The following is a 16,720-nucleotide window of genomic DNA, read 5'->3' on the forward strand; positions in this document are numbered from 1 at the left end:
TGCAACATATCACATCACTGCAGATTCATTAACATTTGAAGTTATCAAAAATATATGAAAACGCACCCACAGGCTTATTGCGGGTGCGAAAAGGGTTTCGTTATAGTGTCGGGGATATTCATTCCAGCTGGTCTATCGCCACATAATTTTTATCAATATTATTTTCTGAAATACATTCGATAACAGATTTTCTGACATCACTGAAATAATTGTCCCAGCTCTCTATTTCAGAACTCCTGTCATGATCTTTCTGAAGTCTGACGATTACAATATCATGATTTGGTGCAGAACGATCTATCCAGTCTGAACTGTTACCAAAAACAACTTTGAACCCAAGTTCATACCCATTGTCCGCCAGATGTTCTTCTATCATTTCTTTTATGGTATCAATATCTGTTATAAGTTCGGAAGATGAAGCAGAGAACTTCCCGCTGTCATTCTTCACAAAAGCAAAAATCGCCGCAGCTGCCCCTACAAGAACACAAAGCAATACTGCTATTATAACTCTCTTTTTCATAGCCTTCACCTCCATGATATTATCTGCCATGATTATATCAGTTTGCAGCAAAAATGTCAATATCAGAAAAAACAAACTTTATATCTCGCTTTCAGCTATACTGTACAAAAAAACGGACTGCCGCACTTTTCCGCGACAGTCCGCAAATATCACTGTTCAAGCTTTTTAAGGAAAGCCTTTGTCCTCTCGTTTGAGGGGTTGTCGATAACATCCGCAGGCTTGCCCTGCTCAACGATAACACCGCCGTCCATGAACACCACATGGTCTGAAATGCTCCTTGCAAAGGCTATCTCGTGGGTGACTATCACCATAGTCATCTTCTCCTCTGCCAGTTCTTTCAGAACTTTCAGTATCTCTGCCGTAAGCTCGGGGTCAAGTGCCGAAGTCGGTTCATCAAAGAACAGCATCTTCGGCTTCATGTTCAGAGCCCTTGCTATCGCCACACGCTGCTGCTGTCCGCCCGAAAGCTGATAGGGGTAGTAGTCAGCCCTTTCAGCAAGACCCATTTTTTCCAGCAGCACACCGGCATCGTGCATTACTTCTGCCTTGTTTCGCTTCATAACGTGTATCGGCGCATCGCAGATGTTCTTCATCACCGTGTAATGTGGGAACAGATTAAAGTTCTGGAACACCAGCGAAAAATAGCTTTTGATCTCTTTAAGCTCTTTTTTAGGCATATATTTCGCATTATCCACCGCGGTCTTTCCGCAGTACACCATAGTGCCGCCGTCAACCTTTTCAAGCATCGACATACATCTTAACAGCGTGGATTTTCCCGAACCTGAAGGACCCAGTATCGACACCACCTGTCCCTCGTTAACGTCCATGCTGATATCTTTCAGCACATCAAGGTCATCGAAGCTTTTGCGGAGGTTCTTTATCTCAAGTAATTTCACAGCACAGACCTCCTATCTGAAATAGTTCATCTTCTTCTCGATGAACTCCATAACAAATGCCACAAAGAAGTTGAACACATAGTAGAAAAGTCCTGCCACGAAAAGCGGCATTATCGTTGACTGTGCCGCAGCTACCTGCTTTGCAACGGTGAACATCTCGGTATACGCTATCGCAAAAGCCAGTGAGGTATCCTTTACAAGGGTAATGACCTCGTTTGTTATAGCGGGTATGATGTTCTTCATCATCTGCGGAAATACTATTTTAAAGAATTTCTGCGATTTTGAATATCCCAGTATCTCGCAGGCTTCGTGCTGACCCTTAGGCACAGCCTGTATGCCTGCGCGGTATATCTCGGCAAAGTAAGCCGCGTAGTTCAGCGAAAATCCTATTATCACCGCATAGAATCTGTATTCCGACGATGTACGCATACCAAAAAGGTAGTAAGGTCCGAAGAATACCACCAGCAGTTGCAGCATCAGCGGTGTACCCCTGACTATCGAGATATACAGCTTGACCAAAAGGCTCAGCGGTTTGAATTTTGACATCCTGCCGAAAGCTATCAGCATACCCAGTGGCAGTGCGAACAGCAGTGTCAGGAAAAATATCATAAAGGAAGCGCCCACGCCGCTCATCAGCTTCTGACAGACATCAAGCAGCTTTTCAAAGGTCCCCATTTGTTCTGCAAGTATCATCATTCAGCCTTTGCGTCGGGGTCAAAGCAGATGCTCTGCTTGTCTATACCCTTGTCAGCCCATTCATCGGCGATCTTTTCAAGTGTGCCGTCCTTTGCCATCTCAGCAAGGGTGGACTGCACCTTATCTCTCAGCTCGGTATTGCCCTTCTGGAAGCCTACGCCGTACTGTTCGGTGGATATCTTTTCATCCAGTATCTTGAAATCGCTTCCTCTGTTTGCAACTTCGTATACTGCAACACCGTAGTCAAGGCATACAGCCTCAGCAGCGCCCGAATCAAGGTTCATGAAAGCAGAATTGTAATCGCCCACCTGCTGAAGATCGGCAAATGAAGCTGCCAGAGCCTTGTTGTCATCGCTTGCGTCATCGCCTGTAAGTGCGTGCAGTGCAGAGCTGTCAGCCTGTACGATGACTACCTTGCCCGAAAGGTCGGAAAGCTTCTCAATACCGGAATCAGCCTTTACAACAACTACCTGTGAGTTGTCAACATAGGGGGTAGTCCATGTGTAAGCGTCCTCTCTGCCATTTATAGTGAAGCCGTTCCAGATGCAGTCGATAGAACCCGAAGAAAGCTCCATATCCTTGGAATCCCAGTCGATAGGCTGCTTTACCAGCTCCCAGCCGTTGCGCTTGCATACTTCCTCAGCGAGAGAAAGGTCGAAACCTACATACTCACCATTATCGTCCTTGTAGCCATAGGGCGGGAACTCAGCGTCAAAACCAACAGTGAATGTATTCTCGCCTTTGCTGTTCTTCTTGTCGCCGCTCTTGCTGCCGTCCTTGGCACCACAGCCTGCCAGTGCAGCGGTCATAACTGCCGCTGACAGCATCGCTGTCAATATTTTTGTATACTTCATAATGATATCCTTCTTTCTCGAATTCACTTACGCACAAAACGGCTGCCTGAGCAGCCACAAGGCTAAGTATACCACATTGGTTGAGAATTGTCAATAGAAACGTCACACCACACAGAATTTTAATATTCCGTGCATAAGGAACTCACACATCATCACTGCTTATGGCTATGCCCAGTACCCTAGCCTTGATAGCAAGTTCGGTGCGGCTTCTGAAACCCGTCTTATCAAGCATGGAACGCACATGGGATTTCACCGTATTCTCTGATATGCCCAGCTGTTCTGCCACCTGCTGGTTAGTCGCACCCGTTGTGACTATCCTGAGTATCTCCAGTTCCCTCTCGGTAAGTTCCGAACTGTCCGCCAGACCCAGCTTAACACGGGGGCTGCTGTCGGGATAAACGCTCTCCCCAGCCATAGTCCTGTCCATTACTTCAAGTATGGTCTGCTCGTCAGCCTCCTTGTACCAGAAGCTCTCTATACCTATGCTTTTTGCCTTTTCAAGCCACGAATATTCGGGCATGGAAGTAACAGCGATTATCTTTATATCGGGGCGCAGCTTCTTGATCTTCTCAGCCGCTTCAAGCCCGTTGGAGCCGTCGTTCATAAGTATATCCATCAGTATCAGATCGACCTCATGCCTGAGAATGTATACATCAGCCGCCGAAGCCGAACTCAGCGAGAAAGCCAGCTCATAACTCGGTGAATTGTTGACGTACATCTCAAACAGATGCCTTGATATGGACTGATCGTCAACTATCATTACTCTGTACTTTTCCATCGTTTATTCCTTTCCGCCGACTTTTATGGTCAGCATGAATCTCGGATCTGATGCTATCTCCATCTCGCCGCGCACTTGCTCAACAGCACTGCGCAGGCTTTTAAGACCGCCGCTCTCGCTTATCTCGCCCTCCGGCGGATCGCCGTCATTGGTAAACACAGCTGTCACCGTTCCGTTATCATCTGTTATATCCACCGTAAGTTCTGTACCGTCAGCATGCTTGACGGTATTAGTAAGGCATTCGTGTATGGCAATAGCGATCAGCTTGCGGAGATCTTCAGGTATATCACCGTTCAGTACCAGTCTTACACCCACAGCGTCTGCCGCTTCTTTAAGTGCAGCTATGGGATCCGCACTTCCGTCAGGTATATTCTCGCCCCTGAGAAGTCCGGCTGTGAACTGCCACATCTCCATAAGAGCTTCCCTGTCACCTCCGCGTATCAGGTAGCTTTTCAGCGCCAGCAGTGCCCTGCCGACGTCATCATGTATACGTATCTTAGCAGCAAGTACTTCTTCCTCTCGGATTATAGCGTTCATCTCACGGGTATAAGCCCTTATGCTGCGGTTTACCTCCTCCAGATGAGAATTGCGCTCTTCCAGCTCCATACTTTTGCGGTACCTCTCGGTAACATCATAAGCCAGGATCTCCCATATCTTTTTCCTGCCTATCATTATAATCCTTTTCTGTATATCCCATACGCTTCCGTCTGCCATATGAAGATAGTAGCCCTTGCCGCGTATTTCCGATGAATATCCTTCATTGAGTTCATTCCTTTGCAGACCCTTTTCGAGCCTGTCACTGTCAAAAGATGTCAGACCCAGTGCCTCAAAATACACCCTCTGCATAGAACTGTTGACCAGAAGAGGAACACCCTTAGTGCTTACAAAAGCCACACCGTCGGTCATACTGTTGAGACCGTCCTCCAGTGACTGCGGCGTAAGACTGCTGTATATATACATCTCCTGTCTGAGCCAGAACACCGCCCAGAGCGCTGTCATCACAGCCTCAGTACCCATACAGAAAAGGGCATTGACATCTGAAGCAAATGCCTCAAATACCGACGGTTCATTTTCAGCTATAACGCATCGGCTGACTTCGGTTATGCAGAACAGCAGGAACAGCCCTATCAACAGTGCTGACACGTATATTACGTGCATCCCTTTCCCAAGTCCCGCGATATGGCGGCGCAGTATCACAGCCATATACATAACATCGAGAAGAAACGCTGCAATACCCAGTGCAGAAAGCGTCGTCACTGACATATCTCCAAGTGTCACTGTAAAGCCGCCTCCTTTGCTGTAAATATCACAAAAGTACTGCCGTCCTCATTGACCGTATCCAGTTTTCCCGAAAGCGAAGCCGCGCGTGTGAAAAACTCCTCGGGCACAGGCTGACATTCACAATCAATCTCGGTACGAAAATCTATACCGTCATCAAGGCGAAGCGTCACCATTACAGCGTGGATATCTCCAAGTGCGCCCTTTACTGCCGCGCTGAAAAGCTCATACATAAAAAGCACTGTCTCTCCAGGAAGCTCCCTGCCTTTTGGGATATCAGCCTGACCCCATATATCGGAAAGCTCCAGATATCCCAGTGACTCGCTTATCGAAAGCCCCAGCTCACCGCTGTCTATACTGCCGCTGCTGCCCGAAAGCAGCAGGAGATTTGAACAACGCTTTATAAACACCCCGTCTATCGCTGCACGCTTCATACCCTCACGGAAACCCTCTTCATCCGCAGGTAGTTCATCCAGCAGCCTTGAAAGGCTCTCAAACTCAGGGCTCAGCCTTTCCGATATACTGTCATACAACTCATTCTGTTCTGCAGTGCGACGGCGGCTCTCCTCCAGCTTCTGGGCTGTATCCAGCATAACGTGCTCCTCCTCCAGATAGCTTCGCGTTTCTTCAAGACGCATATTCAGCTTCTGAAGTTCTGTGATATCCTCCAGCCAGTAAAAATATCCACCTGTCACAGGGTATACTTTAAGAAGTCTGCCGTCGCTGACCACTTCGTTCTCCACTGCAGCCGTCAGCTGTTCTTTTGCAGGTCTCAGGCTGTTCTCACCATGTATACGTATATCAAAACCGCTGTCAGCAAGACCTGCATTTATAGAGGATGCACGGAAAAACTCCTCATGGTCTGTATTGGAAGGCAGTATATGTGTTATCACAAGACTCTCCCAGAAACACATGAAGAAAAGACAGGTGAAATCCGAGAATTCGTACATACGCTGAAAAGGCTGTGGAGAACCTGTGTTTTTGTAGCTTACCAGATACACTCCCCCAAGTGCCGTTATGACCGCGGGCAGCAAAAAACTCCGTGAAAACTGACTGCGTGTACAGTTCCTGAGTGCCATGAAAAGAATGCCCGCCACACAAAGTAAAAGTATGCCCATAGCGCTGTAAAACAAAGGACCGTAGCTGTAGCCCGTCGATGATTCGGGTCTGCCAAGATCAAAACGGAATGCCAGCTGATGCTTATCGTTTGTAACTATGCCTGCCGCCACAGCAGATGCCGGCAAGAAGGCTATCAGCCACTTCCTCGGGAGTTCATAGCTGTCAGTCCTGCCGATATATGATGCTGCCATCAGCAACAGCAGCGGCAGCATTATCATAGGCAAAAAATAGCAGTACCATATCTGCCTGCCCAGCATTGACGAAGGGGGGATGAATTCGTACCTGACGGCTTTAACGAAATCCCACAGCATCATCAGTACAGCGGATGCTGTAAGTATGCTGCGTATCCCACGCTGCTGGAAACGTCTGCGCGACGAAAAAAGCCACATCAGGTATACCGCCATCAGGAGCAGCGATACAAGACAATTACAGGGAATATCAGTCCTGTCCAGCGACAGCTTCATTGATCCTGCCGCCAGTACTGCTGCCATGCCGAATATCAGCTCTCTGCGATGTCTGCGGTTTATGGGCATTTTCTCACACTCTCCTTTCGTAGCACAGATCCGTATCACACTTGATTATAACACAGTTTCTGCCTTTTTTCAAGTACACATCAGTCATCGGCATCAATATGACCATACTATTTAATATAGTAGAGCATTTATCATGCAGTTTCTTATACCGTCAGTAAAACAAAATGTGATGCATTCTTTGCCCCACCTCAGCAACATTTTCAAAGCGCATGATATGATATTAAATTGTAAACTTTTTGTTTCAGCGTGATAAGTATTTGCATTCAGCGTAAATATGTGTTATAATATTAAATTGACGTAGTATGAACACGAAAGGACGTAATTTTATGGCAAAGCTTAAAGTCGCTGTTATTTTCGGCGGCAGATCGAATGAACACGATGTCTCGGTAGTATCCGCGGCACACGTTATACGCTCTATCAGTGAGAATCCGGACCGTTATGAGGTCATCTGCATAGGTATAACCAAAAAGGGTCACTGGGTAAGATTCATGGGCAGTGCTGAGGATATAGCTAACGGCAGCTGGGCAGAGAATCCCGACAACGTTGCCTGCATTTTCAGCCCCGACCCTGTACACCGCGGTTTTATACAGCTGGAGGATGACGGCAGCTACACCAATATCAAGGTCGATGCAGTATTCCCAGTGCTCCACGGAAAAAACGGAGAAGACGGCACTATCCAGGGAATATTCCAGATGGCAGAGATACCCTTTGTAGGCTGTGATCTTATTTCCTCAGCCTGCTGCATGGACAAGGATGTTACACATACTATCCTTGAAGCACATGGTGTGCGCACTGCCAAGTGGATAAGCATGATCTACCGCGATATAAGCAAGCTGGATGAAAAGTGCAGGCTTATGGAGAAAGAGCTTGGCTATCCTATGTACGTAAAGCCTGCGAACTGCGGTTCTTCCGTGGGTATAACCAAGGCACATGACTTTGAGGAGCTGAAGGCAGGTATCAAGCTTGCATTCACACATGACCACAAGGTAGTAGTAGAACAGGGCATCAACGGCATTGAGCTTGAGTGTGCTGTTATGGGCAACGATGAGCCTTTTGCTTCAACAGTGGGCGAGATAGCAGCTGCCAACGAATTCTATGACTATGACGCAAAGTACAATAATTCGGACTCAAAGACCTACATACCCGCAAGAGTACCCGATGAGGTGATCGAGGAGATTCGTGAAACTGCAGTACGTGCTTTCAAGGCAATGGGCTGCGAAGGACTTGCCAGATGCGACTTCTTCCTTTCCGACAAGGGTGAGGTCATACTCAACGAGATAAATACACTTCCGGGACACACACAGATAAGTATGTACCCCAAGCTCATGGAGCATGAGGGCATAAGCTATGCCGAGCAGGAGGACAGACTCATCAAGCTGGCACTGGAAAGATCGGAAGTGGATCATGAATAATTCACCCATCGGCGTTTTCGATTCGGGAGTTGGAGGACTTACCTGCGTAAAGGAACTGACAAAGCTGCTTCCCCATGAGGATATCGTATACCTCGGCGACACAGCGAGAGTACCCTACGGCACCCGAAGCAAAGAGACCATTGCCAGATACACCGCACAGGATATGGAGTTTCTGCGTGGCCATGATGTAAAGATGATACTTGTAGCCTGCGGTACGGCTTCATCGGTAATAATGTCGAGTCCTGAGTTTTCAGGCAATACCGAGCCCAGCTACAGCGGTGTGGTAAAGCCCGCCGCCAATGCAGCCTGTGCTGCCACCAAAAACGGCAGGATAGGAGTTATCGCTACAGGCGCTACCATAAGGAGCGGAAGCTACGGCAAAGTGATACGCAGCATCGACCCCGATGCGAAGGTGATAGGCAAGGCTTGTCCCATGTTCGTGCCGCTGGTAGAGAACGGATACGTCGGCAAGGACTGCATACCGACAAGGTATTTCGCTGAGGAATACCTTGAATGCATGAAACGCGAGCAGGTGGATACACTGATACTGGGATGTACACACTACCCTCTGCTTGCTGACCTTATCTCCGACATAATGGGTGATGGCGTGAAGCTTATATCCGCAGGTGCTGAGCTCGCAAGATTCGCGGTAAAGACCCTTACCTTCAGCGACAGCCTTGCAGACAGAGAAGAACAGGGCACGCAGAAGCTATTCTGCACCGATACCCCCGAACTTTTCTCGGAGAATGTGGAAAGATTCCTCGGCGAAAGCTTTTCGGGAACAGTGGAGAAATGTGTGCTGAACACTAAATAGTCCATACAGCACCGATACCCGATGTTAGGAGAATTAGCTTGGATATTAAAGATGTTGATATAAAGCTGGTTAGCCGTCAGTATGAGGATTTTGACGACGACCCTGCGAATTACGAACAGACAGAAGTACTCTCGGTAGGCACATATAAAAAGACTGCCGACGGGTATGTTATAGAGTATGAAGAAAGCGAAGCTACGGGCTTTGAGGGATGTACCACAAGGATAGAGAGCTTCGGAAAGAAAAAAGTAGTGATGTCCAGGAGAGGCAGTGTTTCCTCGGAACTTGTCATAGAACCCGGAGAAAAGCACCACTGTGTATACGGCACGCTTTACGGCAATTTTGAGGTAGGCGTAGAAGCCAGAAAAGTAAGCGACAAGCTGACAGATGACGGCGGCAGGCTAACCTTCACTTATGTGGTGGATGTCAACTCAGGACTCATAGGCACATTTGATATCGATATACAATTAAAAATAAGATAAACGGAGGAAGTAAGATGCAGGATCTGATAAAGGAAGCATTCGCGCAGGCAAGGGAGCTTGTGCTGAAGGCACTGGGTCAGCTTGTGGCAGAGGAGGTATTCCCCGCTGAGGCTGTTCCCGCTTTTAATATAGAAATACCCGCCGACCCCAAGAACGGCGACGTTTCAACAAATGCAGCTATGGTATGCGCAAAGCCTTTCAGGAGCGCACCCAGAAAAATAGCTGAGGCTATCGTCGGCAAGATAGATACCACAGGCAGCTGTTTTGATAAAGTCGAGATAGCAGGTCCCGGATTCATTAACTTTTACTACGGCAAGGGCTGGTTTGGCTCAGTAGTAAAGGCTGTTCTCGATGAGGGCAAGGAATACGGCAAGACTGATTTCGGCAAGGGCAAGAGAGCACTGGTGGAATTCGTATCCGCTAACCCCACAGGACCCATGCACATAGGTAACGCAAGAGGCGGTGCTATCGGTGACTGTCTGGCGGCTGTTATGGAATATGCAGGTTACGATGTAGAGAGAGAATTCTACATAAACGATGCAGGCAACCAGATAGAGAAGTTCGGAAAGTCCCTGAGATTGAGATATATGCAGATATGCGGCGACAAGGGTCAGGAGATAGTTGCAAAGAACCTTGATATGGATACCTTCTGTAAGACCATATACGAAGATACCGAAACTTTCCCCATGCCCGATGATGTATACCTCGGAATGGATATAATCGCACACGCAAAGAATTTCTTTGACGAGTACGGCATGATAGCTTCTGCACAGCCCGAGGAGGAGTGCAAGAAAGCACTGGTAGACTACGCTCTGCCAAAGAATATCGACGGTCTGCACAAGGATCTTGCCAAGTACCGCATAAACTACGATACATGGTTCAGAGAGAGCACACTGCACAATGACGGCTCTGTTCAGGAAGTCATAGATAAACTGAAAGCAGGCGGATACACCTATGAAAAGGATGGTGCCCTCTGGTTCAGGACTACCGATTTCGGTGACGAGAAGGACAGGGTGCTTGTAAGAGACAACGGCATACCCACCTACTTCGTACCCGATATTGCTTACCACTACAACAAGCTGGCTGTACGTAAGTTCGATAAGGCGATAGATATCTTCGGTGCCGATCACCACGGATATATCCCACGTCTGAAAGCCGCTATGACTGCTCTCGGCGTTGACGAAAAGAAGCTGGACATCGTTATCATGCAGATGGTAAGACTTGTAAAGGACGGCGAGACATACAAGCTGTCGAAGCGTTCCGGCAAGGCTATCACATTGAACACTCTGCTGGAGGAGATACCGATAGACGCGGCAAGATTCTTCTTCAACCTGCGTGAGCCAAACTCACAGTTCGATTTTGACCTTGACCTGGCTATATCAAATTCCAGCCAGAACCCCGTATACTATGTTCAGTACGCTCATGCACGTATATGCTCCGTTATCAAGAAGCTGAAAGAGGAGAACATCGAAGCCAAGCCCTTTACTGCTGATATGGCTGAAGCTCTCAGCACACCCGAGGAACTGGAGCTTGTCAAGCTGATGGCAACTCTGCCCACCACAATAACCGAAGCTGCAAAGGCTTACGACCCTGCTAAGGTTACCAAGTACGCTGTGGATATCGCCACACTGTACCACAAGTTCTACAATGCCTGCCGTATAAAAGGCGAGGAAGAGAACGTTATGCAGGCAAGACTTGCCCTGTCACTGGCTGTAAAGCAGATAATCGCTAATATACTTGATATGCTGAAGATAGACTGCCCCGAGAGTATGTAACAGGCAGCCCGCATAGTTCAATTATTAAAACAGATATCCCCCGCATCACTATGATACGGGGGAATTTTTATTTGTCCACATTATTGTACATATACTTTTGTTCAAAGTCATCAAGAGGCATCGCCTTATCAAAGAGCCAGCCCTGTGCTTTGGTATAACCGCTCTGGCAGAGTATCGCTGCCTGTGCATCAGTTTCAACGCCTTCAAAGATTATATCCTTTTTGGCAGTATCGATAAGGCTGCACATATTCGCCACAAAGTCGCGGTCATTCTTGTTCTGCTCAATGTTGTCAATGAATGACTTGTCTATCTTCACAATATCAACAGGCGCATTCATAAGTACACTCAGGGTGGAATACCCTATACCGAAATCATCTATACTTACCTTGAAGCCCACACTGCGAAGCTTATCCATTACCGAGAACAAAGCCTGTGTGTCACCCGAAAAGCAGGATTCAGTGATCTCGATCTCTACATCACCCTTATCTACATCATACTTGTCAGCGGTTTTTATTATGTTTTCCACAAACTTAGGCTGAGTTATATGGTGCTGGCTGAAATTTACAGAAACAGGGATAATGCTTCTTCCGTCATGCTTCCATTTTTCAAGTGTGCGGAGCACCTCACCGTAAATGAAGAAATCAAGCTCATCTATATAACCAACTTTTTCCAGTACAGGTATGAACTCAAATGGCATCTTGTAGGTACCATTCGGGTTTCTCCACCTCGCCAGTGCCTCTGCACCGATAATGACACGCTTTTCAAGGTGGAACTTTGGCTGCAGGAACATTTCTATCTGTCTGTTCTTTATTGCGGAATGAAGTTCGTTGCAGATCGACTGTTCATAAATTTTCTGCATCCTCATGCGCTGTGAATATATACCGCATAGAATACTGCTGGAGTGCTTTACGCTGCGCCTCGCCAGATTAGCGTTATCTATTGCTGTATTCAGCTCGATATCACCGTCAGGAAGGATATACATACCACAGGCGATCCTTATATCACCCGATGGAAATTTTTTCTTCTGCATTGTTGTGAATCTCAGGTTCTGCTGTTCAACGCTGCGTATCAGCGCTGCTCTGTTTTTTGAACGGCAAAGGCATATAAAATAATCCGAGTATATCCGACATCCCATTATATAACTTGCACCGCCGCGAAGGCAGGCTGTATAATCCCTCAGCATGGTATTTCCGGTCTCATAGCCGAAATTCTCATTTACGTATGAAAAATCGTTTATATCAGAGTATACGATCGCATATACCATACCTTCCTGCCGCTCAGAAAGAGCATTAGCGGCATTCTGGGTAAAGCCCTTGCGGTTATAAAGCCCTGTGAGCTGGTCCGTCTGAAGCAGGAACCTGATATACTCCGAATCTTTATCAGACTTGGTAGTAAGAGTTTTCAGCTTCTGGATATTTGAAAGCCTGCCGAAAACTTCCGTTACCTTGCCCGATTCATCGGCAAAGCTGATAAAAGCATCACTATACCAGCAATAGTCATCATCATAAGCCTTGGTTCGGAACTCCATTGTCCCTTTCATAGGTCTTTCCAACGCTGACTTCCAGCCATCGAAATAAGCCTCGCAATCATCAGGATGCAGAAATTCCTCAGCTGCCCTGCTGCCCAGGAAGTTTTCCAGACAATTATCGTAATCGAGCCTGAACCTTGTTATACTTACCGTAAGGTGCATGATATCGCGTTTAACATCATAATCGTAGTATACATCATCAGTATTTTCAGCCACCATATGCAGCTTATCACGCTGTTCTTCTACCTTGCGGATCAGCTTTTTATAAACATCATCTAGTCTGTCATGACAATTACAGTCACTCACGATGATATCTACACACTTTAAGTTCTTAACGATACCACAGCAGTGCACAAACATTGAAGAACCATCACGAGTAATTATATTGTGCCTGACACAGAACACTCCGCCAACTTCGGCAGCAGAATTTATCTGTGCTTCTATATCTTCACGGGCTTTGTCTTCAAACAGCGAGTAAAATGAAACTTCCTTTTCAAGCACATAATCAAGGCTGTATCCTGTTGATCTGAAAAAATCATCATCCACAGATAATATCTTTCCACTATCAGTAAAATCAACACGGCAGACACCTGCATTCAGTCTGCAATTCTCGTCCATTCACTCACCCCCTTGATATATGATACATAATATACTCTACTTACAATATGATTATATCATGTTTTAATAATTTATTCAAGGGGCTAAACTAATTTTTAGTAATTTTACACAATGTAAAGCCTTCGTTTTTTACAATTCAACAAATGTGAATTTTCCGTTTTCCAGGATAAGACAACTATGTGCAGAATTTTCCTTTGGGATAGATACCGAGCCCGGATTGATATAGGTAAAATCACCGTGATCTTCCATAACAGGGATATGTGTATGACCGTGGAGAAGCACTGTACCTTTGCTCATTGGAGGCAGTATATCGCAGTTGAATTTATGTCCGTGGGTTGCGAATATTGTTAAACCGTCGGCATAGATAAAGGCATAATCTGCCAGTATCGGAAATTCAAGCACCATCTGATCAACTTCGGTATCACAGTTTCCTCGCACGCAAAGTATTTTATCCTTCATGGGATTAAGCATAGCTATGACCTTTTTAGGGTCATATCCCTCGGGAAGATCGTTGCGGGGACCATGATAGAGTATATCACCCAGCAGGAGCATTTTCTCGGCACCGCTTTTTTCAAATGCCGCCAGCATTCTCTCGCACCAGTACGCTGAACCATGTATATCGGAAGCTATAAACAATTTCATATTATCACATCTTTCTATTATCTTCTAAGACCTTATGTACTGCAGATACCAAGTACAGTGAACCGCATATCAATGTCAGACCACCTGCATTACTTTGTTTCATATTTTCGATTTCTATATACAGATCATTCTTCGCGGAACGAGCGTTTCCACCAAGGGAACATATCAGTTCGGCAAGTTCCTCCGCATTTTCTGCTCGGTCAGAAAAACCGTCAACTGTAACAAAGCTGTCAACATAGGGTATCAGCACCTTCAACGCTTCACGTAGATTTTTATCGCGGCACATCCCTATCACAGCATGACAGGGACGCTTCCCTGCTATTACCCTAGCCAGTGCCCTAACACCGTCAGGATTATGACCGCCGTCCAGCAACACAAGTGGCTCATGTGAGAGTATCTCCGTCCTGCCGGGCAGTACAGCCGATGCAATACCCTCAGTGATATCCTCATCAGAAAGTTTCAGACTGTCACGAAGTATCTCACAGCCCTCAATGACTGTCAGCGCGTTATCCGTCTGATGTATACCCGCCATTGATGTACGGAAGTTTCTGCCTTTGTAAATAAAGCTTGTTCCTTCTAGTCCTGTTTTTTGCACTTCAATTTGACTTTCCTCTGGTATAACCAGCTGTGAACCCATTTCTTCAGCCTTATCCGACACAACCTTTCTTACCGCATCGGTGTTAGCTGCGCTAAGCACACATGGCACTCCCTTCTTGATGATACCCGCCTTCTGGGCAGCTATCTGTTCAACAGTATCTCCCAGTATAGCTGTATGGTCAAGGTCTACCTTGGTAATGACGGTCAGCATGGGCGTTGTTATGATATTTGTACAATCAAGCAAACCTCCCAGACCTGTTTCCAGGACTACGATATCGCAGCCCTGTTCTTCAAAGTATAGAAATGCTATCGCCTGAGTAATCTCAAACTGAGAAAATCCCGTATCTTCGGGGAATTTTGACACTGCTTCATGGACTTTGCCTGCAAGTCTTGCAAGGGATTCGCTGTCGATATTTTTATCATTCACCTGTATCCTGTCAGAGTACTCTATGATAAACGGAGAGGTAAAAAGCCCTGTTCTGAGCCCTGCATGAACAAACACACCGTCAAGCATACGTGCCGTTGAACCCTTGCCGTTAGTACCTGCTATATGCACAAATCTCAGCCTGTCCTGAGGGTCACCCAGCGCTGACATAAGCATTTTTATTCGGCTCAGGTCTTTAACGGGCTTGCCCGAATGTGAGAACCCGAATATATATTCTATCGCCTTATCGTTACTGTTTTCAAACATAATTTTCTCCAAAAATTATCCCCGAGAGAATATACCCTCGGGGAAGATTGATCATCAGTTAGCATCGAAGCCGCCGCGGTTGAAGAACAGTTCTCTGATAGCCAGAGCACAGCCCGACAGGAAGCGGTGCTTATCTTCGATTATAGAAGTTTCGATCTTGCCTGCCACCAGAGGTCCGCCTATCTCATTGAGGGCGTTTCTGATGCGGTTGAAATCTACTTCGCTGTTGGTATGATTTGTGAAATGATGCAGCACTATCTTCTGAGGGTTGGTCGAGAAGTAAAGGTTGTTTATCAGCACTGCAGTGAGCTTTATCTCGCTGTCGATGACTTCCTTTACAGCCGGGTCATCCTTATCATATGCTGCCTGTACCATATCCATATTAACGTTCTTGAAGTTGCCCTTGGAAGCTTCATACAGATAAGGTGTATTATCAGATGAATATACCTCGCTCAGCTTTACAAGTGTAGCCGCAGGAGTTATCTCGTTCTCAACGCAGCCGCGTCTGCCGCACTTTTCACATACTCTCTCGCTGTAAGGATTGATTATCATCTTATCAACGAAGCCTGTTCTGTTATCGTATGAGAATATAGGCTCATTGAGGTTGGTAACAACGAAGTTCATGTTATTGCCGTACTGCAGGAAAGCGATATTCTGTCTGTTGGGATCCTTGGTCTTTAAGAAGTCTATATTCGCCATAGCCGTACCCTTTACAGAGTTATCGAATACCAGAGGCAGATCAGTATATCCTCTTATAAGGTTGCGCACCTTGGAATAATCGGGTATACCATCCTTGACTTCAACACCAAGCTTATCATACATTGTCGGGAATACACCGAAACCAATGCCGAGGATAGAATTCTTATCCAGGCAGTTATCAGCCAGTACTTCCTTTATAGACTTTCTTACGAAATCGAATATTGCATTGTACTCGATGGTGTGGTCAATCGAAAGATTCCTTTTATCCAGTACTGCACCTGCCAGTGTGGAAAGACCAACACTTACGATATCCTCTTCAAGCGTTACACCTATAACGAACTTGTAGTGATGGTTGATATCTATAAGTATCTTTTTTCTGCCGCGGGGTGCCTTTTCGGTGATATGCTTATATTCGCCTATCTCCTGTATGATACCCTGTTCTATCATCTCGTTGGTAATTATCGTTACAGCCGCTCTGGTGAGTTCCAGAGTTCCTGCGATATCTATACGCGACGTAGGTCCTCTCTGTTTCAGTATTTTAAGAACTTGCATTCTGTTGCGCCTTTTCAGGTCAAGCTTACTTATGCCATGCTGTTCCATATCCGTGTTCCCTCCGAACTGTTTTTTTCTTTCATAAAATTATACTAACTTAATATAATCTATTTGAAATTAATTATATCAGATAATTATTAACTCAGTATGAACATTCGATTAGCATTTAACTATCAATGCAAGTTTTACATTTTGTTAAAATTATTTTTCGTTTAGGACAAATCCCACAAATTCCGAGCAGA

At 46.1% G+C, this 16,720-nt stretch carries 15 protein-coding genes; 4 read left to right on the forward strand and 11 right to left on the reverse strand.

Annotated features, from left to right (window positions below):
* Positions 1–118 precede the first annotated feature (118 nt).
* The 7 genes from RUMAL_RS12165 to RUMAL_RS12195 form a co-directional block, all read right to left on the reverse strand.
* The gene (locus RUMAL_RS12165) at positions 119–517 is read right to left on the reverse strand and encodes a hypothetical protein (protein ID WP_013499019.1); all 399 of its coding nucleotides are present in this window, start codon (positions 515–517) and stop codon (positions 119–121) included.
* Positions 518–666: 149 nt separating this feature from the next.
* On the reverse strand, positions 667–1,413 hold the full coding sequence (locus RUMAL_RS12170) for an amino acid ABC transporter ATP-binding protein (protein ID WP_013499020.1): 747 nt from the start codon (positions 1,411–1,413) through the stop codon (positions 667–669).
* 12 nt (positions 1,414–1,425) lie between these two features.
* Positions 1,426–2,109 carry an amino acid ABC transporter permease gene (locus RUMAL_RS12175; RefSeq protein WP_013499021.1) on the reverse strand — a complete coding sequence of 228 codons (684 nt, stop codon included), beginning with the start codon at positions 2,107–2,109 and terminating at the stop codon, positions 1,426–1,428.
* A complete protein-coding gene (locus tag RUMAL_RS12180) occupies positions 2,106–2,963 on the reverse strand; it encodes an amino acid ABC transporter substrate-binding protein (RefSeq protein ID WP_013499022.1) in 858 nt (285 codons plus the stop codon). Before RUMAL_RS12180 ends, RUMAL_RS12175 begins: the two co-directional genes overlap by 4 nt.
* Before the next feature lie 142 nt (positions 2,964–3,105).
* Positions 3,106–3,741, reverse strand: a complete 636-nt coding sequence (locus RUMAL_RS12185; protein WP_013499023.1) for a response regulator transcription factor — start codon at positions 3,739–3,741, stop codon at positions 3,106–3,108.
* A 3-nt stretch (positions 3,742–3,744) separates the two neighbouring features.
* A complete protein-coding gene (locus RUMAL_RS12190) occupies positions 3,745–5,019 on the reverse strand; it encodes a sensor histidine kinase (RefSeq protein WP_013499024.1) in 1,275 nt (424 codons plus the stop codon).
* A complete protein-coding gene (locus tag RUMAL_RS12195; protein ID WP_013499025.1) occupies positions 5,016–6,671 on the reverse strand; it encodes a histidine kinase N-terminal 7TM domain-containing protein in 1,656 nt (551 codons plus the stop codon). The genes RUMAL_RS12190 and RUMAL_RS12195 overlap by 4 nt, the downstream gene beginning before the upstream one ends.
* Positions 6,672–6,997: 326 nt before the next feature.
* Here RUMAL_RS12195 and RUMAL_RS12200 point away from each other — a divergent pair, with 326 nt between their 5' ends.
* Genes RUMAL_RS12200 through argS form a run of 4 tightly spaced genes read left to right on the forward strand, consistent with a single transcriptional unit; the run spans position 6,998 to position 11,151 of the window.
* Positions 6,998–8,083: a D-alanine--D-alanine ligase family protein gene (locus RUMAL_RS12200; RefSeq protein ID WP_013499026.1), complete on the forward strand. Its 1,086-nt coding sequence runs from the start codon at positions 6,998–7,000 to the stop codon at positions 8,081–8,083.
* Entirely contained in the window at positions 8,076–8,897 is an 822-nt protein-coding gene (murI, locus tag RUMAL_RS12205) for a glutamate racemase (protein ID WP_013499027.1), read from the forward strand. Before RUMAL_RS12200 ends, murI begins: the two co-directional genes overlap by 8 nt.
* 38 nt (positions 8,898–8,935) lie before the next feature.
* Positions 8,936–9,376, forward strand: a complete 441-nt coding sequence (locus tag RUMAL_RS12210; RefSeq protein ID WP_013499028.1) for a YwiB family protein — start codon at positions 8,936–8,938, stop codon at positions 9,374–9,376.
* Between the two features lie 14 nt (positions 9,377–9,390).
* The gene (gene argS, locus RUMAL_RS12215) at positions 9,391–11,151 is read left to right on the forward strand and encodes an arginine--tRNA ligase (RefSeq protein ID WP_013499029.1); all 1,761 of its coding nucleotides are present in this window, start codon (positions 9,391–9,393) and stop codon (positions 11,149–11,151) included.
* Between the two features lie 67 nt (positions 11,152–11,218).
* On the opposite strand, the gene RUMAL_RS12220 is transcribed toward argS, so the two are convergent.
* The 4 genes from RUMAL_RS12220 to RUMAL_RS12235 all read right to left on the reverse strand — a co-directional run bounded on the left by RUMAL_RS12220 (position 11,219) and on the right by RUMAL_RS12235 (position 16,526).
* Complete coding sequence (locus RUMAL_RS12220; RefSeq protein WP_013499030.1) at positions 11,219–13,297, reverse strand: EAL domain-containing protein; 2,079 nt, start codon at positions 13,295–13,297, stop codon at positions 11,219–11,221.
* 129 nt (positions 13,298–13,426) lie between these two features.
* A complete protein-coding gene (gene yfcE, locus RUMAL_RS12225) occupies positions 13,427–13,939 on the reverse strand; it encodes a phosphodiesterase (RefSeq protein ID WP_013499031.1) in 513 nt (170 codons plus the stop codon).
* A 4-nt stretch (positions 13,940–13,943) separates the two neighbouring features.
* Positions 13,944–15,227, reverse strand: coding sequence for a bifunctional folylpolyglutamate synthase/dihydrofolate synthase (locus RUMAL_RS12230; RefSeq protein ID WP_013499032.1), 1,284 nt, complete (start codon positions 15,225–15,227; stop codon positions 13,944–13,946).
* Between the two features lie 54 nt (positions 15,228–15,281).
* Positions 15,282–16,526, reverse strand: coding sequence for an ROK family transcriptional regulator (locus tag RUMAL_RS12235; RefSeq protein ID WP_013499033.1), 1,245 nt, complete (start codon positions 16,524–16,526; stop codon positions 15,282–15,284).
* Positions 16,527–16,720: the final 194 nt, after the last annotated feature.

It is taken from the genome of Ruminococcus albus 7 = DSM 20455 (assembly GCF_000179635.2).
Lineage (GTDB): Bacteria > Bacillota > Clostridia > Oscillospirales > Ruminococcaceae > Hominimerdicola > Hominimerdicola alba.

What these genes read in the sequence shown, in the direction of transcription:
- RUMAL_RS12165 (WP_013499019.1), bottom strand. Translation starts at nt 517, where the DNA reads ATGAAAAAGAGAGTTATAATAGCAGTATTGCTTTGTGTTCTTGTAGGG.
- RUMAL_RS12175 (WP_013499021.1), bottom strand. Translation starts at nt 2,109, where the DNA reads ATGATGATACTTGCAGAACAAATGGGGACCTTTGAAAAGCTGCTTGAT.
- RUMAL_RS12180 (WP_013499022.1), bottom strand. Translation starts at nt 2,963, where the DNA reads ATGAAGTATACAAAAATATTGACAGCGATGCTGTCAGCGGCAGTTATG.
- RUMAL_RS12185 (WP_013499023.1), bottom strand. Translation starts at nt 3,741, where the DNA reads ATGGAAAAGTACAGAGTAATGATAGTTGACGATCAGTCCATATCAAGG.
- RUMAL_RS12195 (WP_013499025.1), bottom strand. Translation starts at nt 6,671, where the DNA reads ATGCCCATAAACCGCAGACATCGCAGAGAGCTGATATTCGGCATGGCA.
- RUMAL_RS12200 (WP_013499026.1), top strand. Translation starts at nt 6,998, where the DNA reads ATGGCAAAGCTTAAAGTCGCTGTTATTTTCGGCGGCAGATCGAATGAA.
- murI (WP_013499027.1), top strand. Translation starts at nt 8,076, where the DNA reads ATGAATAATTCACCCATCGGCGTTTTCGATTCGGGAGTTGGAGGACTT.
- argS (WP_013499029.1), top strand. Translation starts at nt 9,391, where the DNA reads ATGCAGGATCTGATAAAGGAAGCATTCGCGCAGGCAAGGGAGCTTGTG.
- RUMAL_RS12220 (WP_013499030.1), bottom strand. Translation starts at nt 13,297, where the DNA reads ATGGACGAGAATTGCAGACTGAATGCAGGTGTCTGCCGTGTTGATTTT.
- yfcE (WP_013499031.1), bottom strand. Translation starts at nt 13,939, where the DNA reads ATGAAATTGTTTATAGCTTCCGATATACATGGTTCAGCGTACTGGTGC.
- RUMAL_RS12230 (WP_013499032.1), bottom strand. Translation starts at nt 15,227, where the DNA reads ATGTTTGAAAACAGTAACGATAAGGCGATAGAATATATATTCGGGTTC.
- RUMAL_RS12235 (WP_013499033.1), bottom strand. Translation starts at nt 16,526, where the DNA reads ATGGAACAGCATGGCATAAGTAAGCTTGACCTGAAAAGGCGCAACAGA.